The sequence below is a fragment of the Pseudomonas sp. URIL14HWK12:I5 genome, from assembly GCF_900176445.1.
Lineage (GTDB): Bacteria > Pseudomonadota > Gammaproteobacteria > Pseudomonadales > Pseudomonadaceae > Aquipseudomonas > Aquipseudomonas monteilii.
Genome location: NZ_FWXQ01000006.1, coordinates 144792 through 160718, shown reverse-complemented (window position 1 = coordinate 160718; position 15927 = coordinate 144792). Strand labels below are relative to the sequence as shown.

The following is a 15927-nucleotide window of genomic DNA, read 5'->3' as shown; positions in this document are numbered from 1 at the left end:
TTGCAGTTCCCTGTGGAGGTTTTGGCCTGCACAGGGTGCGGCGAGGCAGCCTTGGGCGGATACGGAAAATATCCCGCCTTTGCCGGGAAGAGTTCCCGAGCGGCACCTCAATTGGCCCTTCACCACAAGCCCTACTACCAAGGGAGTAAGGCCCGGCCACCAAAGCAGCATTCGGCCGCCTGCGGGCTGTTTTTAAGATGGCGGCACGGCCTCTGTGGTTGAGGCTTTGCGTGCAATGGTGAGGGCATAACAATGACAACAAAACGCAATGTGTTGCTGGCTACGGGGCTGCTGGCTGCGGCTGTGCTGAGCGGTACGGCCTGGGCTCATGGCAACGTGGTGCCCCAGGCGGTAGAGACCAAGGGCCTGACCCCGATCAAGGACGCTGGCGTAAGCCTGGACGGCGACGGCTGGGCGGCGGTCAACCCGTACCGTACGTCGCCGGAGCACGACAAGGCCGTGGAAATCGGTGCCTCTGCCTACAACCAGAACTGCGCCGCCTGCCATGGCCTGGAAGCCAAATCCGGGGGGATTGCCCCCGACCTGCGCATGCTCGATGCGGGTGAGGCGGGCGATGAGTGGTTCGTCGAGCGGGTACGCCATGGCGCGGTTCGCGACGGCCGCGTGTATATGCCGAAAATGGCCGACTACCTGAGCCAGGAAGCCTTGTGGGCGGTACGTACCTATCTGGACAGTGTGCACGTCGAGGAGTGACGGCCATGCGTCTGTGGGCGGTGCTGTTGAGTGGCCTGCTGCTGTGTTGCGCAGCGGCCCAGGCGCAGGTGCGCAACTATGACGCGATCATCGCTGCCGGCGAGTTGAAGGTGGCGGTGTACAAGGATTTTGCCCCCTACAGTTTCGAGGACCACGGCAAGCCCCGCGGTGTCGATGTGGAGCTGGCGCAGGCTCTGGCCACGGCCATGGGGGTGCGCCTGCATCTTATCTGGGCGCCGCCCGGGGAAAAGCTCGACGATGACCTGCGCGACTATATCTGGCGCGGCAGCCCGCTGCGCCACCAGCAGTTGGCCGACCTGATGATGCGGGTGCCTTATGACCACGACTATGCACAGAAGCGCAACGACGTGGGCGAGCTGGAAAACGGCCAGGTGGTGATGTTCGGCCCGTATCAGGCAGAGCGCTGGCAAGTCGCGTACGACCGCCGTCGACTGGCCTCGGTGGCCAGTGTGGCAGTGTTCCAGCAGCACCCCATCGGGGTCGAAGTGGACAGCGTGCCGTCGTTCTACCTGACGTCGGTATTCAACGGCATGCTCAGTTCCAAAACCCATCATTACCCCGGTGTGCAACAGGCATTCGCCGCGATGCAGGCCGGGCAGGTGGACGCGGTGATGGCCATGCGCGGCGAGGTTGACTGGCAGTTGCACCAGGCTGCCGACCCGCAACTGGCGCTGGCGGAAAACGCCTACCCCAACCTGGGCAAGCAGGCCTGGGAGATTGGCATGGCGGTGCATGAAAGCAACCGCCAGTTGGCCTATGCCGTGGAAGAAGCCCTCGAAGCGATGATTCGTGATGGCCGGCTCAAGGCCATGTATGCCGCTTACGGCCTGCGTTACGAGGTCCCGGAGATGTATCAATAGGAGCAGGCCATGAATTGGCGAGCGACTTTTTTGCTGGCCTGCTGGATGCCTTATGCGGCCCTGGCGGCCACGCAAGGGACCCAGACAGACCCGGTACCCTCGGTAATGTGGGACTTCTACCACAAGCAGTTACTGGGACAGGCCGCGTTCGTCTTCGACGACCGGGTCAAGCTGCTGGCGCCGCCGTTTGCCGAGGACGCGCGCCAGGTGCCGCTGGAGATCGATGCCCGGGCGTTTTCTGGCGATGTGGTACGTATCATCGCCTGGGCGGAGCTGAACCCCTTGCCGCGTATTGTCGATTTCCAGCCCGGCGAGCGCGTGCTGCCCTGGTTGTCGATCCGCATCCGCATCGAACAGGCCACGCCGCTGCGCGCCGCGGTGCAGACGCGCGACGGCCTGTGGCATGTGGGCTCGACCCTGATCGACGCCGCTGGCGGTGGCTGCACCGCACCCAGTGTGGTGCGCACGCAACCGGGCTGGGAGGAGCACCTCGGCGAGGTGCTGGGCGGGCGCTACCCGCGTGGCGACAGCAGCCGCTTGCGCCTGCAGGTGGCTCACCCGATGGATAACGGCCTGGTCAGCGGCGTTCCCGAGTTCTTCCTCAACCAGGCCGAGTTGCAAGATGCGAACGGCCAACGCCTGGCCCACCTCGAGCTGTACCCGGCCGTCAGCGAAAACCCCAACCTCGGGTTCGACATCCAGGGCCCTGGGCCGACCCGGCTGGTGCTGCAGGACAACAGTGGCAACCAGTTCGAGGCGGCGGTGCCCTGACCCTTTTGCCCGACTTCACCCGTGACCAGAGGCGCCTGTATGCGTTGGATAGCGTTGTTGTTGCTGTGCCTGGGCCTGCCGGCCTGGGCTGACCTTGATTATCGGCTTGCACCTCGGCAAATAGCCGCAGATACCTGGCTATTGGAAGGCAGCACCGACAATTTCGCCAGGAGCAACGGCGGCAATATCGTCAACACCGCGTTCATCGTCACCGACAGCGGGGTGGTGGTGATCGACAGCGGGCCGTCAAAACGCTACGGCGAAGCCTTGCGCCAGGCCATTGCCGCCACCACCGACAAACCGGTGCTGGAGGTGCTGCTGACCCATCATCACCCCGACCATGTGCTGGGCAACCAGGCCTTCACCGATGTGCCTATCGGGGCCTTGGCGGGTACTGGTGATTTGTTGCGCCAGCAAGGCGATGCCATGGCCGAGAACATGTACCGCCTGGTCGGCGACTGGATGCGCGGCACCGAAGTCGTGCTGCCAACCCGTGTGCTGGAGGCGGGTATCCACGAGGTCGGCGGGCACCGGTTGCGTCTGCTGGCCTTGGGCGGACATACCGGTGCCGACCTGGCGATTCTGGATGAAAAGACCGGCGTGCTATTCGCCGGCGACCTGGTGTTCTACGAACGTGCCCTGACCACGCCCAACAGCCCGGGGCTGGAGGTGTGGCTGAAGGACCTGGACACCCTGCAAGCGCTGCCCTGGAAGCAGCTGGTACCCGGACATGGTCCGGTTGCCAGCGATGCCCGGCCCTTTGTGCAGATGCGCGACTACCTGGGCTGGCTGGATGGGTTGATGCGTGACGGCGCGGCGCGTGGCGATGACATGGCCGAGATGATTCGCAGCCCGATACCCGAGCGGTTTGCCGGTATCAGCCTGACGCGGTACGAGTTGATTCGCAGCGTCAGTCACCTGTATCCGCGTTATGAGCGTCAACAGCTGCGGCGCGTCGATCGGGACAGCGGGGATTTTTAGGGCTTGCCACGACATTTTTGCGCCTGTGAGATCGAGCGCCGCACGGGGGCGCTCAATGCGCGCGTCCACACAAATCCCAAGCCTATACCAAGGAACTAGAAATCTCCGCACTGCGGGCAATTGTTGGCAACCGGGTCGGGACCAAGAATTCCCGGCACACCGGGAAATTTTCCCGGATACAACAAAAAAATCCAAAGGTAGCCGTCATGACCCGATCCCCGCGTCGCCCCTTGTTCGCCGTGAGCCTGGTGTTCAGCGCCATGCTGCTTGCTGGCGCGGCCCACGCCGCTGTCAGCAACGAAGAAATCCTTCAGGACCCGAAGAACCCGCAGCAGATCGTGACCAATGGCCTAGGCGTGCAGGGCCAGCGCTACAGTCCGCTGGACCTGCTGAACGCCAATAACGTCAAGGAACTGCGGCCAGTCTGGGCGTTTTCCTTTGGTGGTGAGAAGCAGCGCGGCCAGCAGGCCCAGCCGCTGATCAAGGACGGGGTGATGTACCTGACCGGCTCCTACTCGCGGGTGTTCGCCGTGGACGCCCGCACTGGCAAGAAACTGTGGCAATACGATGCGCGCCTGCCGGATGACATTCGCCCGTGCTGCGACGTGATCAACCGGGGCGTGGCACTGTACGGCGACCTGGTGTTCTTCGGCACGCTGGACGCCAAGCTGGTGGCCTTGAACAAGGACACCGGCAAGGTGGTGTGGAGCAAGAAGGTGGCCGACCACAAGGAAGGCTATTCCATCAGTGCCGCGCCCATGATCGTCAACGGCAAGTTGATCACTGGCGTGGCCGGTGGCGAGTTTGGCGTTGTGGGCAAGATCCAGGCCTACAACCCGGAGAACGGCGAGCTGCTGTGGATGCGCCCTACCGTGGAAGGGCACATGGGCTACGTGTACAAAGACGGCAAGGCCATCGAGAACGGTATCTCCGGCGGTGAGGCGGGCAAGACCTGGCCAGGCGACCTGTGGAAGACCGGCGGCGCTGCGCCCTGGCTGGGCGGTTACTACGACCCGGAAACCAACCTGATCCTGTTTGGTACCGGCAACCCGGCACCATGGAACTCGCACCTGCGCCCTGGCGACAACCTGTATTCCTCGTCGCGCCTGGCGCTGAACCCGGACGACGGCACCATCAAGTGGCACTTCCAGAGCACGCCGCATGACGGCTGGGACTTCGACGGCGTCAACGAGCTGATCTCGTTCAACTACAAGGACGGCGGCAAGGAGATCAAGGCCGCCGCCACCGCCGACCGTAACGGTTTCTTCTACGTGCTGGACCGCACCAACGGCAAATTCATCCGTGGCTTCCCCTTCGTTGACAAGATCACTTGGGCCACGGGCCTGGACAAGGACGGGCGTCCTATCTACAACGAAGCCAGCCGTCCGGGCGCACCGGGTAGCGAGGCCAAGGGCAGCTCGGTATTCGTCGCGCCGGCCTTCCTCGGTGCCAAGAACTGGATGCCGATGGCCTACAACAAAGACACCGGGTTGTTCTACGTGCCGTCCAACGAGTGGGGCATGGACATCTGGAACGAAGGCATTGCCTACAAGAAGGGCGCGGCGTTCCTCGGTGCCGGCTTCACCATCAAACCGCTCAACGAAGACTACATTGGCGTGCTGCGTGCCATCGACCCGATCAGCGGCAAGGAAGTGTGGCGCCACAAGAACTACGCGCCGCTGTGGGGTGGGGTGCTGACCACCAAGGGCAACCTGGTGTTTACCGGTACGCCAGAAGGCTTCCTGCAGGCCTTCAACGCCAAGACCGGTGACAAGGTCTGGGAATTCCAGACAGGCTCTGGCGTGCTTGGCTCGCCGGTAACCTGGGAAATGGACGGCGAGCAATACGTCTCGGTGGTGTCCGGCTGGGGCGGCGCTGTACCGCTCTGGGGTGGCGAAGTGGCCAAGCGGGTCAAGGACTTCAACCAGGGCGGCATGCTCTGGACCTTCAAGCTGCCCAAGCAGTTGCAGCAAACGGCCAGCGCCAAGCCTTAAGGCCGAGGCCCTGCCGCCTACTACCAAATGAGGAGAGCCCCGCTGCCAACGATGCATTCGCCTGGCACGCGGGGCTTTTTACCATCGCTGCATCCCCTGTCGCTGGACAGGCACCGACCCACAGAGGCTCAGCATGATCTACGCACAACCCGGAACTCCAGGCGCCGTCGTGTCCTTCAAGCCACGCTACGGCAACTTCATCAATGGCGAGTTCGTGGCGCCGTTGGCTGGCCAATACTTCACCAACAGCTCGCCGGTTAATGGCCAGCCAATCGCCGAATTCCCGCGTTCAACCGCCCAGGACATCGATCGGGCGCTGGACGCTGCGCATGCCGCCGCCGAAGCCTGGGGCAAGACCTCGGTGCAGGACCGCGCCCTGGTGCTGCTGAAAATCGCCGACCGTATCGAGCAGAACCTGGAAGTGCTGGCCGTTACCGAAAGCTGGGACAACGGCAAGGCCGTGCGCGAAACGCTCAATGCCGACGTGCCGCTGGCGGCCGACCACTTCCGCTATTTCGCCGGCTGCATTCGTGCCCAGGAGGGCGGTGCGGCCGAGATCAACGAAGGCACCGTGGCCTACCACCTTCACGAACCGTTAGGCGTGGTCGGGCAAATCATCCCGTGGAACTTCCCGCTGCTGATGGCGGCCTGGAAGCTTGCCCCGGCCCTGGCTGCCGGCAACTGCGTAGTGCTCAAACCGGCTGAACAGACGCCGCTGTCGATCACCATTTTTGCCGAGCTGATAGCCGACCTGCTGCCGGCCGGCGTGCTGAACATCGTCCAGGGCTTTGGCCGTGAGGCTGGCGAGGCGTTGGCCACCAGCAAGCGCATTGCCAAGATTGCCTTCACCGGCTCTACCCCGGTGGGCTCGCACATCATGAAATGCGCCGCCGAGAACATCATCCCGTCTACTGTCGAACTGGGCGGCAAGTCGCCGAACATCTTCTTCGAAGACATCATACAGGCGGAGCCCGCGTTCATCGAAAAGGCCGCCGAAGGCCTGGTACTGGCGTTCTTCAACCAGGGCGAAGTGTGCACCTGCCCGTCGCGGGCGCTGATCCAGGAGTCGATCTACGAGCCGTTCATGGCCGAGGTGATGAAGAAAATTGCCAAGATCACCCGGGGCAACCCGCTGGACACCGAGACCATGGTGGGCGCCCAGGCCTCGGAACAGCAATACGACAAGATCCTCTCTTATCTGGATATCGCCCGGGAAGAGGGTGCCCAGTTGCTCACCGGTGGTGCTGCCGAGCGGCTGCAAGGCGACCTGGCCACGGGTTACTACATCCAGCCGACCCTGCTCAGGGGCACCAATGCGATGCGCGTGTTCCAGGAGGAAATCTTCGGGCCGGTGGTGGGCGTGACCACCTTCAAGGATGAAGCCGAAGCGCTGGCGATTGCCAACGACACTGAGTTTGGCCTGGGTGCCGGCCTGTGGACCCGCGATATCAACCGTGCTTATCGCATGGGCCGTGGGATCAAGGCTGGCCGCGTGTGGACCAACTGCTATCACCTGTACCCGGCGCATGCGGCGTTTGGCGGGTACAAGAAGTCGGGGGTGGGGCGTGAGACCCACAAGATGATGCTTGACCACTATCAGCAGACCAAGAACTTGCTGGTGAGCTACGACATCAATCCGTTGGGCTTCTTCTAAACCGCATCGCGTTCTTCACGGGTAAACCCGCTCCCACAGGGATTGCACAATTTTCAAGACTTGTGCGGTACCTGGGGGAGCGGGTTTACCCGCGAATAGGTCGGCACAGGTGTCTTCTCCCTCCTACCAACGCACCCTGCAACTTCCTTCCAAAGTAGCATTCGGCTCAGTCCGTCCCCGTGCATTAATGCCTCTACCGGAATCCCCCGGCATAAGAAGAGGATTGCCCATGTGGAATAAACCCGCCTTTACCGACCTGCGCATCGGCTTTGAAGTGACGATGTATTTCGCCAATCGCTGATGTGCCGCCCGGCCATCGCCACGGTGGCCGGTTCCCCCTGATTACCTGTGGTGGAGCCAGTGCCACGCTTTGGTCTGGTTGCTTTCGCTGCGGGATGCTTTACGCTGGCAGTTACCTTCCAGAACAATAAGAACAGGCTTCACGATGAGCCAGAGTTTCAGCCCGCTTCGCAAGTTTGTATCGCCTGAAATCATCTTCGGTGCCGGTTGCCGGCATAACGTTGCCAATTACGCCAAAACCTTCGGCGCCCGCAAGGTGCTGGTGGTCAGCGACCCCGGCGTGATTGCCGCCGGCTGGGTGGCGGATGTGGAAGCCAGCCTGCAGGCGCAGGGCATCGACTACTGCCTGTACACGGCTGTATCGCCCAACCCACGGGTGGAAGAGGTGATGCTCGGCGCCGAGATCTACCGGCAAAACCACTGCGACGTGATCGTCGCCGTGGGTGGCGGCAGCCCGATGGATTGCGGCAAGGCCATCGGCATCGTGGTTGCCCATGGGCGCAGCATCCTCGAATTCGAAGGTGTGGACATGATCCGCGTGCCAAGCCCGCCGCTGATCCTGATCCCCACCACCGCCGGCACTTCGGCGGACGTGTCGCAGTTCGTGATCATTTCCAACCAGCAGGAACGCATGAAGTTCTCCATCGTCAGCAAGGCGGTGGTGCCGGATGTATCGCTGATCGACCCGCAAACCACCCTGAGCATGGACCCGTTCCTGTCGGCCTGTACCGGTATCGATGCGCTGGTGCATGCCATCGAAGCCTTCGTGTCCACCGGCCATGGCCCGCTGACCGACCCCCACGCGCTGGAAGCCATGCGCCTGATCAATGGCAACCTGGTGGAAATGATCGCCAACCCCACCGATATCGCCCTGCGCGAGAAGATCATGCTGGGCAGCATGCAGGCGGGGCTTGCGTTTTCCAACGCGATCCTGGGTGCAGTGCATGCCATGTCGCACAGCCTTGGCGGTTTCTTGGACCTGCCCCATGGCTTGTGCAACGCCGTGCTGGTGGAGCACGTGGTAGCGTTCAACTACAGCTCGGCGCCGGAGCGCTTCAAGGTGATTGCCGAGGTGTTCGGCATCGATTGCCGTGGCCTCAACCACCGGCAGATTTGCGGGCGCCTGGTGGACCACCTGATCGCCCTGAAGCACGCCATCGGCTTCCACGAAACCCTGGGCCTGCACGGCGTGCGCACGTCTGATATTCCGTTCCTGTCGCAGCATGCGATGGATGACCCGTGCATTCTCACCAATCCCCGCGCGTCGAGCCAGCGTGATGTCGAGGTGGTCTATGGCGAGGCCCTCTGACGAGCAGCAGCGGGCGTTGGCCGGGCTGCTGGGGCTTGGCGACCACTCCGCGCGCAAAAGCCACTATCCGGAGCTTTCTGCCCGCCTGGACGAACTGGAGGCCGAACGCAACCGCTATAAATGGCTGTTCGAAAACGCCGTGCACGGCATTTTCCAGGCCAGCCTGCAGGACGGCATGCGGGCCGCCAACCCGGCGTTAGCGCGCATGCTTGGCTACGACGACCCGCAAGCCGTGCTGTTTTCCCTGACTGACCTGGCCGCTCACCTGTTTGACGGCGGTGCCGAAGAATTGCAGGCGATTACCGCGATCCTCGCCCGTGACCGCAGCCTGCATGGCTACGAAACCCGCTTGCGGCGCAAGGACGGCAGCCACCTCGATGTGCTGATGAACCTGCTGCTCAAGCCCGGGCAGGAAGGGCTGGTGGAAGGTTTTGTCGCCGACATCACCGAACGCAAGCAGGCCCAGCAGCGTTTGCAACAGCTCAACGACGAACTGGAGCAACGGGTTGCTGCGCGTACCGATGAATTGCTGGAGGCCCGGGATGCCGCGCAAGCCGCCAACCGCAGCAAGGACAAATACCTCGCCGCCGCCAGCCATGATTTGCTGCAACCGCTGAACGCCGCCCGCTTGCTGATTTCCACCTTGCGCGAGCGGCCATTGCCAGAGGCGGAGCATGTGCTGGTGGAGCGTACGCACCAGGCCCTGGAAGGTGCCGAAGACCTGCTGACCGACCTGCTGGATATTTCCCGGCTCGACCAGGCAGCGGTCAAACCCGACGTGGCCGTGTACCGTCTCGACGAAGTCTTTGCGCCGCTGGTCTCGGAGTTCTGCACAGTGGCTGACGCGGCAGGCCTGAAGCTGCACGCGCGCATCGCTGACCATGCCATCAGCACCGACCTGCGGTTGCTGACGCGCATTTTGCGCAACTTCCTCAGCAACGCCTGCCGCTACACCGACGAAGGCCGGATTCTGCTGGGGGCCAGGCGCCGTGGCGAGCATCTGCGGCTTGAGGTGTGGGACACCGGCCGGGGCATTGCGGCGGATCGGCTGGATGCCATTTTCCTCGAATTCAACCAATTGGACGTCGGCCGCGCTGCGGATCGCAAAGGGGTGGGGCTGGGGCTGGCTATCGTTGAACGGATTGCCAAGATTCTGGGTTACCGGATCGAGGTGCGTTCATGGCCGGGGCGCGGCTCGATGTTCAGTATCGAGGTACCGATTGGCAAAGAAGTGCCACTGGCCGTTCACCAGGCTGTGCCGCTGCCAAGTGCCGGCAACCCGCTGCCGGGCCGTCGCTTGCTGGTGCTGGACAACGAAGTGAGCATCCTCGAGAGCATGGGCGCGTTGCTGGGGCAGTGGGGCTGTGAAGTGGTCACTGCAACCGATCAGGAGGCAGCTTTGCTGGCGTTGAAGGGGCGGGCTCCGGAATTGATCCTGGCCGATTACCACCTCGACCATGGTGTGGTGGGCTGCGAGGTGGTCAAGCACTTGCGTGAGCATTTTGCGATTGCGATACCGGCGGTGATCATTACCGCAGACCGCAGCGACCAGTGCCGGCGTTCGTTGCAGAAACTGGGCGCGCCGTTGCTGAACAAACCGGTCAAACCGGGGAAATTGCGGGCAGTGTTGAGTCAGTTGTTGAGAGAGGCCGCAATGTCATTAAACCAATAGAGCACTGCCGAAAGCGCGCCATCTAGCGCACTTTCGGCATTCTGCTGACGGGTCAGTAGTTGATCTGCTTATAGCCGTTATCAATGCCACCCCGCGTGTGTGTGACACCTGCAGGAAGGCTTGGCCAAGCAGTAAGGTTAGGTACTTCAAATGTACCTGAGTATGTGCCTCTGAAGCATCGGTTGTTCAAGGTGTAAGGGACCGTTAGACAAAGTGGCCCTGAAAGGCCCGTGACTTTCAATGAGGCGCCCGCCCGCTGAGGAAAGCCGGGACAGAGCTTGGATATAGTCTTCATCGCCCCGGGCGTCAGTTCCATCTCGCAAAGTGTGCCGCCAAAACTATTGTTTGAATACAGTTTGACCTTGACTGTACGGGCAGGGGGCGGGGCTAACTCTGCGAAGGTATCAATGTTGTATTTGTACTCTCCTTTGTGGGTTACATGTTGGTAACTGTCGACTTGAAGAATATGGTTGTTCCAGTCAAATAAAAGCCTTAGCCAGGTTTTATTCATCAGGGCGCCGCTTCGGAATACAGGCACCTTCCCTAATACGCCTATTTTCCCTAAATCCAAATGAATGTCTCCTGCAAAAATGCCAACGACCTTATTGTTTTTGACGAGATCAGCGAACTTGCCTGTGCGAACACTGTCATCCTTCCAGTTGCCGTATTTATGCATGTTGACGATCGTATATTTGCCACGCGCTTTCGCAGCCGTCAGGTCGTTTTCAAGCCATGCCATGGAGCTGCTGATGATGAAGCGTGTGCCAGCGATAGGGTCCCCGGTGTGGAAGTTTACAGTGTAGGTAGGTTCAAGGTTGAGTTGCACCACATGGAGGTTACCAATATCGAAAGAGTAAGCGAGCGACCCCCTGTGGACTGTTTCATTTCCCTCTTTTTTGACGCTATGGTCGAAACTGACACCCGATGATTTGTTCTGGATGGTCTTGGTCCAGATAATATGGTCGCAGACAGCGTCTCGCGCACACCCGTTGTTTGCACAGTCGTTCACATTGTTTGCGTAGTCGTGATTTCCGAGCCCGGGCAGGAAGAGTGGCCCCTTTTGCGATCCCTCAGCCTTTACAATCTGTTCCCGGAAGCTACGCCGCTCATTGCCGTGGCCGAACTCTGTGAGATCACCATTGATGATGAGCGGGAAGTACTCGCTGCCGCTGCGTTGTGTGTTCATCATGTTCATGATGACTGACATTGTGTTTCGCCAGATAGGTTCTCCAATGTCATTGCTGCCATCGTCCCGGTAATACCTATAGGGTTGGGGGTCTGATGTTATCAGTAGTTTCTGGACGGGGTGGCCAGATTGCCAGTTGCCAGAAATATAACTTTCGAATGTGGTGGTATCAGTCGATCCGCATCCTGTGTCTACTGCTTGAATGACGTCTTGATTGATTGATTGGTTGGTTGATTGTTTGTTTATATTGGAACAGCCACTGAGAGAGGCAGCAATCAGCATTGCTCCCAAGGGAAGATATAACTTGAACATAGGCCTAGTTTCCTGTGGTTTTACCACAAAGTACTCCCCGGCGCGAATCAGGCACAACTGACAAAAATGCCAGTTTTCGCTTGGCGACGTTGTCAGTATTCTTAATGGTTTGTAGTGCTTGGCCTTGCGCAGGTGTTGGTGACAGCCGATCCGATTTTTCAGAGCGTGAGTGATCTATGTTGCAGACGTAGGCCTGACTGGACGTTCTTCGGCCCATAGGCAAACGCGTCTCCCAAGCCGGCCACTGAGTGCCAATTTCGTCACGATCCCCGGCTCCAGAAGTGAGCCTGGGTGACGGTCAGTAGAGTGCAAGCAGCGAACCAGAGCGATCAGAAGCTGCTGTGGGGTTTTGGATCCCGTAGTAATAAAACTTTCCATTCGGTCAGCTTGCAAAAAAGTTAGGGTGCTAATCAATGTGGTCTTAAATACCGCTGGTCGGTGGTTGTGTTCGAGAAGTGAACGATTCTGCTGCTGGCGGCTCCTATTAGTCAGCAGGTGCATTCCTCCAGAACTGCACTTCGCCCCATTCCCCAGGTAATAATGGACGTTCAACCTCATTTGCATCGCAGGGATGCACATGGGGATTTTTTTTACCGCTGAACAATGGAGTAACACCATGCCCAGCCGAGGTTCAACGGCTGAGCCACTGTGTGAAGTAACAATCCGCTGTTTCAATTAACGATATGAATCGGGCCTTGCCGTTGCGATCAACGCGTTCGCACGTCTGTTGCAAGGCCCTCTAGCGCTAATGCATTACGTGGAGAAGACGTCGTGGAGATTAATACAATTATTAGCCTGTTCGGGCAGAAAGAATCCATGGAGCTGGTGCGGTTGTCGGTTATTTATGTTCACTTGCTGGCCTGCTGTGTCGCCATCGGGCTAGTGTTTGCCAGTGATGCCGAGATGGTCAGGGACTTGCTCAAAGGTCATAAACAGGCCGGGCATGACGGTCAACATATGGCGCGTTTGCAAACGTCTGTGTCCAATGCCTTGATATTCTTGTGGCTCACAGGCGCTGCTGTTATTGGTATTGATTATCTTGAGAAGGGCATGAGCTATTTTGCCAACCCTAAACTTCATGCCAAGATTATTATTGTCCTGTTGTTGACGTTCAATGGCATGTTGTTGCATCGCTATGTATTGCCGGCCTTGCTCAAGGCAGGTTCTTTGCTCGACCTGAATATCGGCGTGCGCATGTTCGCGTTGTTTTCCGGCGCGCTGTCGGGCGTGTCCTGGTTGTATGCGGCGATGTTGGGTGTCGGTCGGCCGCTGGCGTGGAAATATTCGCTGACCGAGTTGCTGTTGGCCTACCCGGTCATGATCCTGCTGGGCTTTGCCTTGATGGCCGGCCTGACCCAGTGGGCGCGAAAACGCAGCCAGGTCAAAGAGACGCAAGCGCCTGTCTGGCCACTGGCGGGTATACCGTGCTGATCGCCTGAGCAATGCCGCGAACCGCAAACCCGGTTCGCGGCGCTTTACTACAAGATCGACAGCGGATAACTCACGATTATCCGACCTGCAGATGATGTTGCACACCAGTTGTTCGGAACTGTGCGAACGCACGGCGGATGTGATCCTCAGCGAAGGGCACTTCCTGCGGCACCTGATGCGCCTGCAGGACCGGGTGCGGGAAGCCACCGCCGGTGGGCTGCGGGTGCTGGACGAACTAGGTGCCGAGGTGTTCTGCCGGCCGGAGCAAAGCCTGTACCTGTGGGCGCGCTTTCCGGGGATCGACGACACTGCCGTGCTGACCCGCGAAGTGCAGGGCAGGGGAGTAACGCGGGCGCCGGGGGCGATCTTCCAGACCAACCAGAAGACCGTGACGCCCTGGACCCGCGAAGAGGCCAGTACAGGCAACCCATTCAAGGGCCGTGACAAGCGTAGCCTACAGGTTGCGGCCTTTCGCCAGATAAGCCTCAAACTCGGTTTCTGGAACCATGCTGCCGCCCGTTCCCCACACAAGGTGAGTGGCATTTTGCAGATGAGTTGGGGTAAAGCCCTGGCGAGCCAGATACTCGTCTGCCCGTAACACCCGTGCCATGCCAGGTACGCCAGCAAGCGCAGAAGGCTCCAGCTTGACCCTGTCCTGCTCGTGGGCGATGACCATCAAGCGGTACAGTTCTTCGTCGGTCACGGTGTAGTAACCATCAATCAGCCGTTGCATGGCTTTGCCGACAAACCCGGATGGGCGCCCGACCGCCAGGCCGTCGGCGGCGGTGATATTGTCGATGCCGAAGTCCTGCACACGGGTTTCATCGTGCAAGCCGGTGTACACCCCCAGCAGCATGCACGGGGAGTGGGTGGGTTCGGCAAAGATGCAATGCACCGCATCGCCGAACACCAGCTTCAGCCCGAATGCGACACCGCCGGGGCCGCCCCCTACGCCGCACGGCAGGTACACGAACAATGGATGATCAGCGTTCACCTGGATGCCGGCCTCGTCGAACTGCCGTGCCAGCCGTTCGGCTGCTACGGCATAGCCGAGGAACAGCTGCGGGGAGTTTTCATCGTCGACAAAATAACAGCTGGGGTCTGAAGCTGCCTGCTGGCGACCTTGCTCGACTGCCACGCTGTAATCGCAGGCGTGCTCTACCACCGTTACGCCGTTGGCGCGCAGCTTGTCCTTCTTCCATTGCCTAGCGTCAGACGACATGTGCACGCTCACCTGGAAGCCCAGCTTGGCACTCATGATGCCAATCGACAGGCCCAGGTTGCCGGTCGAGCCCACGGCGATCTTGTACTGGCTGAAGAATGTGCGGGCCTCATCGTTGGCCAGTCTGGTGTAGTCATCCGACGGGGTGATCAAACCGGCCGCCAAGGCCAGGTCTTCGGCGTGCTTGAGCACTTCATGAATGCCGCCCCGGGCCTTGATGGATCCGGAGATAGGCAAGTCGCTGTCAGCCTTGAGCCACAGGCTGCCCACGTTTTGCAGTGAGCCTTCCTCGATAAGCCGTTGGCGAAGCTGCGGCAGCGGGGTGATGTGCGACTCGATCACCCCGCCGGCAGCTGCCGTTTCAGGGAACACAGTGGCCAGGTAGGGTGCGAAACGCTGCAATCGCGCGCTTGTCGCTTGCACGTCGTCAGCCGTCAGACCTACGTCGTGCAGGGCTTCGGCAGCCTTGGCGATACCAGGGTTGAACCAGCTGGTTTCTTTCAGGGCAACCAGGTCGGCGATGATCGGGTGGCTTTTTTGCCAGGCTTCCAGGGTTTTTCCGTGAATCATGGTTTCACCAGTAGCGCAGTATTCGCCCAATTAGAGCTCAGTGGCCGATGAGACTCAAACGATGACTCCTCACAGCATGCACAAGATCATCGCAGCCTTCAGGTTATGCGCAGTACTTGTGGGAGCGGGCTTGCCCGCGAAGAGGCCTGCACAGGCAGCAGATGTTTCGAGCCGTGTGTTCATTCAGCCATAAGGCGGTGCAGGCAGCTCCGCCAACAACCGCTTCAACCCATCACTCCACTGCCTGCGAATCTGCTGATAATAGGCATCCTCGTTGGTGATGCGCTTGCGCGTCATGCTTTCGAGGCTGCCTTTGCGATACACCAGCAAGTCCAGCGGCATGCCCACCGACAGGTTGCTGCGGATGGTGGAATCGAACGAAATCAGGCCGCAACGCAACGCTTCATCCAGTGGCGTCTGGTATTGCAGGTTGCGGTCGAGAATAGGCCGCCCGTACTTGCTTTCGCCCAGTTGCAGGAACGGGGTGTCTGGCGTGGCCTGGAAGAAATTGCCCTGCGCGTAGACGTTGTAGATGGCCATGGGGGCGCCGGCTATCTGGCCGCCGACAATGAATGAACTGCTCAGGTCGATGTCGCCCGTAAGCTTGCTGCGGTCACGGTTGACCACTTCGCGCAGGGTGTCGGCGACCAGCACCGTTGCATCGTAAAGCGTGGCAACGTTCAGCAGGTGAGGGCCGCTGCCCTGGCTGCGTTGCTGCAGCAGGTTCACCACCGACTGCGAGGTTGCCAGGTTGCCGGCGGTCTGCAGCACGATCAGCCGCTCGCCCGGCACGCTGAACACGAACAACTTGGCAAAGGTGGAGATCTGGTCAATGCCGGCGTTGGTGCGTGAATCGCTGATGAAGACAAGCCCGTCCTCAAGGTGCATGGCAACACAATAAGTCATGCGGTTTCCCTTGTATTGGGTATG

13 protein-coding genes and 1 pseudogene are annotated in these 15927 nt (G+C 60.2%); 11 read left to right on the top strand and 3 right to left on the bottom strand.

Going from position 1 to position 15927, the window contains the following annotated elements:
- Nucleotides 1-252: 252 nt before the first annotated feature.
- From pedF to B9A31_RS15480, 9 genes are all read left to right on the top strand, one after another.
- Nucleotides 253-714, top strand: a complete 462-nt coding sequence (gene pedF / locus B9A31_RS15520; RefSeq protein WP_016714301.1) for a cytochrome c-550 PedF — start codon at nucleotides 253-255, stop codon at nucleotides 712-714.
- Between the two features lie 5 nt (nucleotides 715-719).
- A complete protein-coding gene (locus B9A31_RS15515; RefSeq protein WP_084297123.1) occupies nucleotides 720-1595 on the top strand; it encodes a substrate-binding periplasmic protein in 876 nt (291 codons plus the stop codon).
- Between the two features lie 9 nt (nucleotides 1596-1604).
- Nucleotides 1605-2366, top strand: a complete 762-nt coding sequence (locus B9A31_RS15510; protein ID WP_084297122.1) for a quinoprotein dehydrogenase-associated SoxYZ-like carrier — start codon at nucleotides 1605-1607, stop codon at nucleotides 2364-2366.
- Nucleotides 2367-2405: 39 nt separating this feature from the next.
- Nucleotides 2406-3347, top strand: coding sequence for a quinoprotein relay system zinc metallohydrolase 1 (locus tag B9A31_RS15505; protein WP_019099516.1), 942 nt, complete (start codon nucleotides 2406-2408; stop codon nucleotides 3345-3347).
- A gap of 206 nt (nucleotides 3348-3553) precedes the next feature.
- On the top strand, nucleotides 3554-5341 hold the full coding sequence (pedH, locus tag B9A31_RS15500) for a PQQ-dependent alcohol dehydrogenase PedH (RefSeq protein ID WP_019099515.1): 1788 nt from the start codon (nucleotides 3554-3556) through the stop codon (nucleotides 5339-5341).
- A gap of 133 nt (nucleotides 5342-5474) precedes the next feature.
- Nucleotides 5475-6995, top strand: a complete 1521-nt coding sequence (locus tag B9A31_RS15495) for an acetaldehyde dehydrogenase ExaC (RefSeq protein ID WP_084297121.1) — start codon at nucleotides 5475-5477, stop codon at nucleotides 6993-6995.
- Nucleotides 6996-7224: 229 nt separating this feature from the next.
- Nucleotides 7225-7296 (top strand): pyrroloquinoline quinone precursor peptide PqqA, encoded by a 72-nt coding sequence (gene pqqA, locus B9A31_RS15490; protein WP_010455123.1) that lies wholly within the window; start codon nucleotides 7225-7227, stop codon nucleotides 7294-7296.
- 144 nt (nucleotides 7297-7440) lie between these two features.
- The gene (ercA, locus tag B9A31_RS15485) at nucleotides 7441-8604 is read left to right on the top strand and encodes an alcohol dehydrogenase-like regulatory protein ErcA (RefSeq protein ID WP_016714295.1); all 1164 of its coding nucleotides are present in this window, start codon (nucleotides 7441-7443) and stop codon (nucleotides 8602-8604) included.
- On the top strand, nucleotides 8588-10276 hold the full coding sequence (locus B9A31_RS15480; protein WP_084297120.1) for a PAS domain-containing hybrid sensor histidine kinase/response regulator: 1689 nt from the start codon (nucleotides 8588-8590) through the stop codon (nucleotides 10274-10276). The genes ercA and B9A31_RS15480 overlap by 17 nt, the downstream gene beginning before the upstream one ends.
- A gap of 52 nt (nucleotides 10277-10328) precedes the next feature.
- Here the strand turns inward: B9A31_RS15480 and B9A31_RS15475 are convergent, their stop codons facing one another.
- A complete protein-coding gene (locus B9A31_RS15475; RefSeq protein ID WP_143512059.1) occupies nucleotides 10329-11774 on the bottom strand; it encodes a metallophosphoesterase family protein in 1446 nt (481 codons plus the stop codon).
- Between the two features lie 816 nt (nucleotides 11775-12590).
- Here B9A31_RS15475 and B9A31_RS15470 point away from each other — a divergent pair.
- Entirely contained in the window at nucleotides 12591-13205 is a 615-nt protein-coding gene (locus B9A31_RS15470) for a hypothetical protein (protein ID WP_025753171.1), read from the top strand.
- A gap of 76 nt (nucleotides 13206-13281) precedes the next feature.
- Nucleotides 13282-13611: pseudogene (locus B9A31_RS15465) on the top strand (PLP-dependent aminotransferase family protein); the annotation flags it as partial.
- A 48-nt stretch (nucleotides 13612-13659) separates the two neighbouring features.
- On the opposite strand, the gene B9A31_RS15460 reads toward B9A31_RS15465, so the two are convergent.
- Both B9A31_RS15460 and B9A31_RS15455 read right to left on the bottom strand, forming a co-directional pair.
- Entirely contained in the window at nucleotides 13660-14997 is a 1338-nt protein-coding gene (locus tag B9A31_RS15460; protein WP_084297118.1) for a D-serine ammonia-lyase, read from the bottom strand.
- 183 nt (nucleotides 14998-15180) lie between these two features.
- The gene (locus tag B9A31_RS15455; RefSeq protein WP_020371278.1) at nucleotides 15181-15903 is read right to left on the bottom strand and encodes a proteasome-type protease; all 723 of its coding nucleotides are present in this window, start codon (nucleotides 15901-15903) and stop codon (nucleotides 15181-15183) included.
- Nucleotides 15904-15927: the final 24 nt, after the last annotated feature.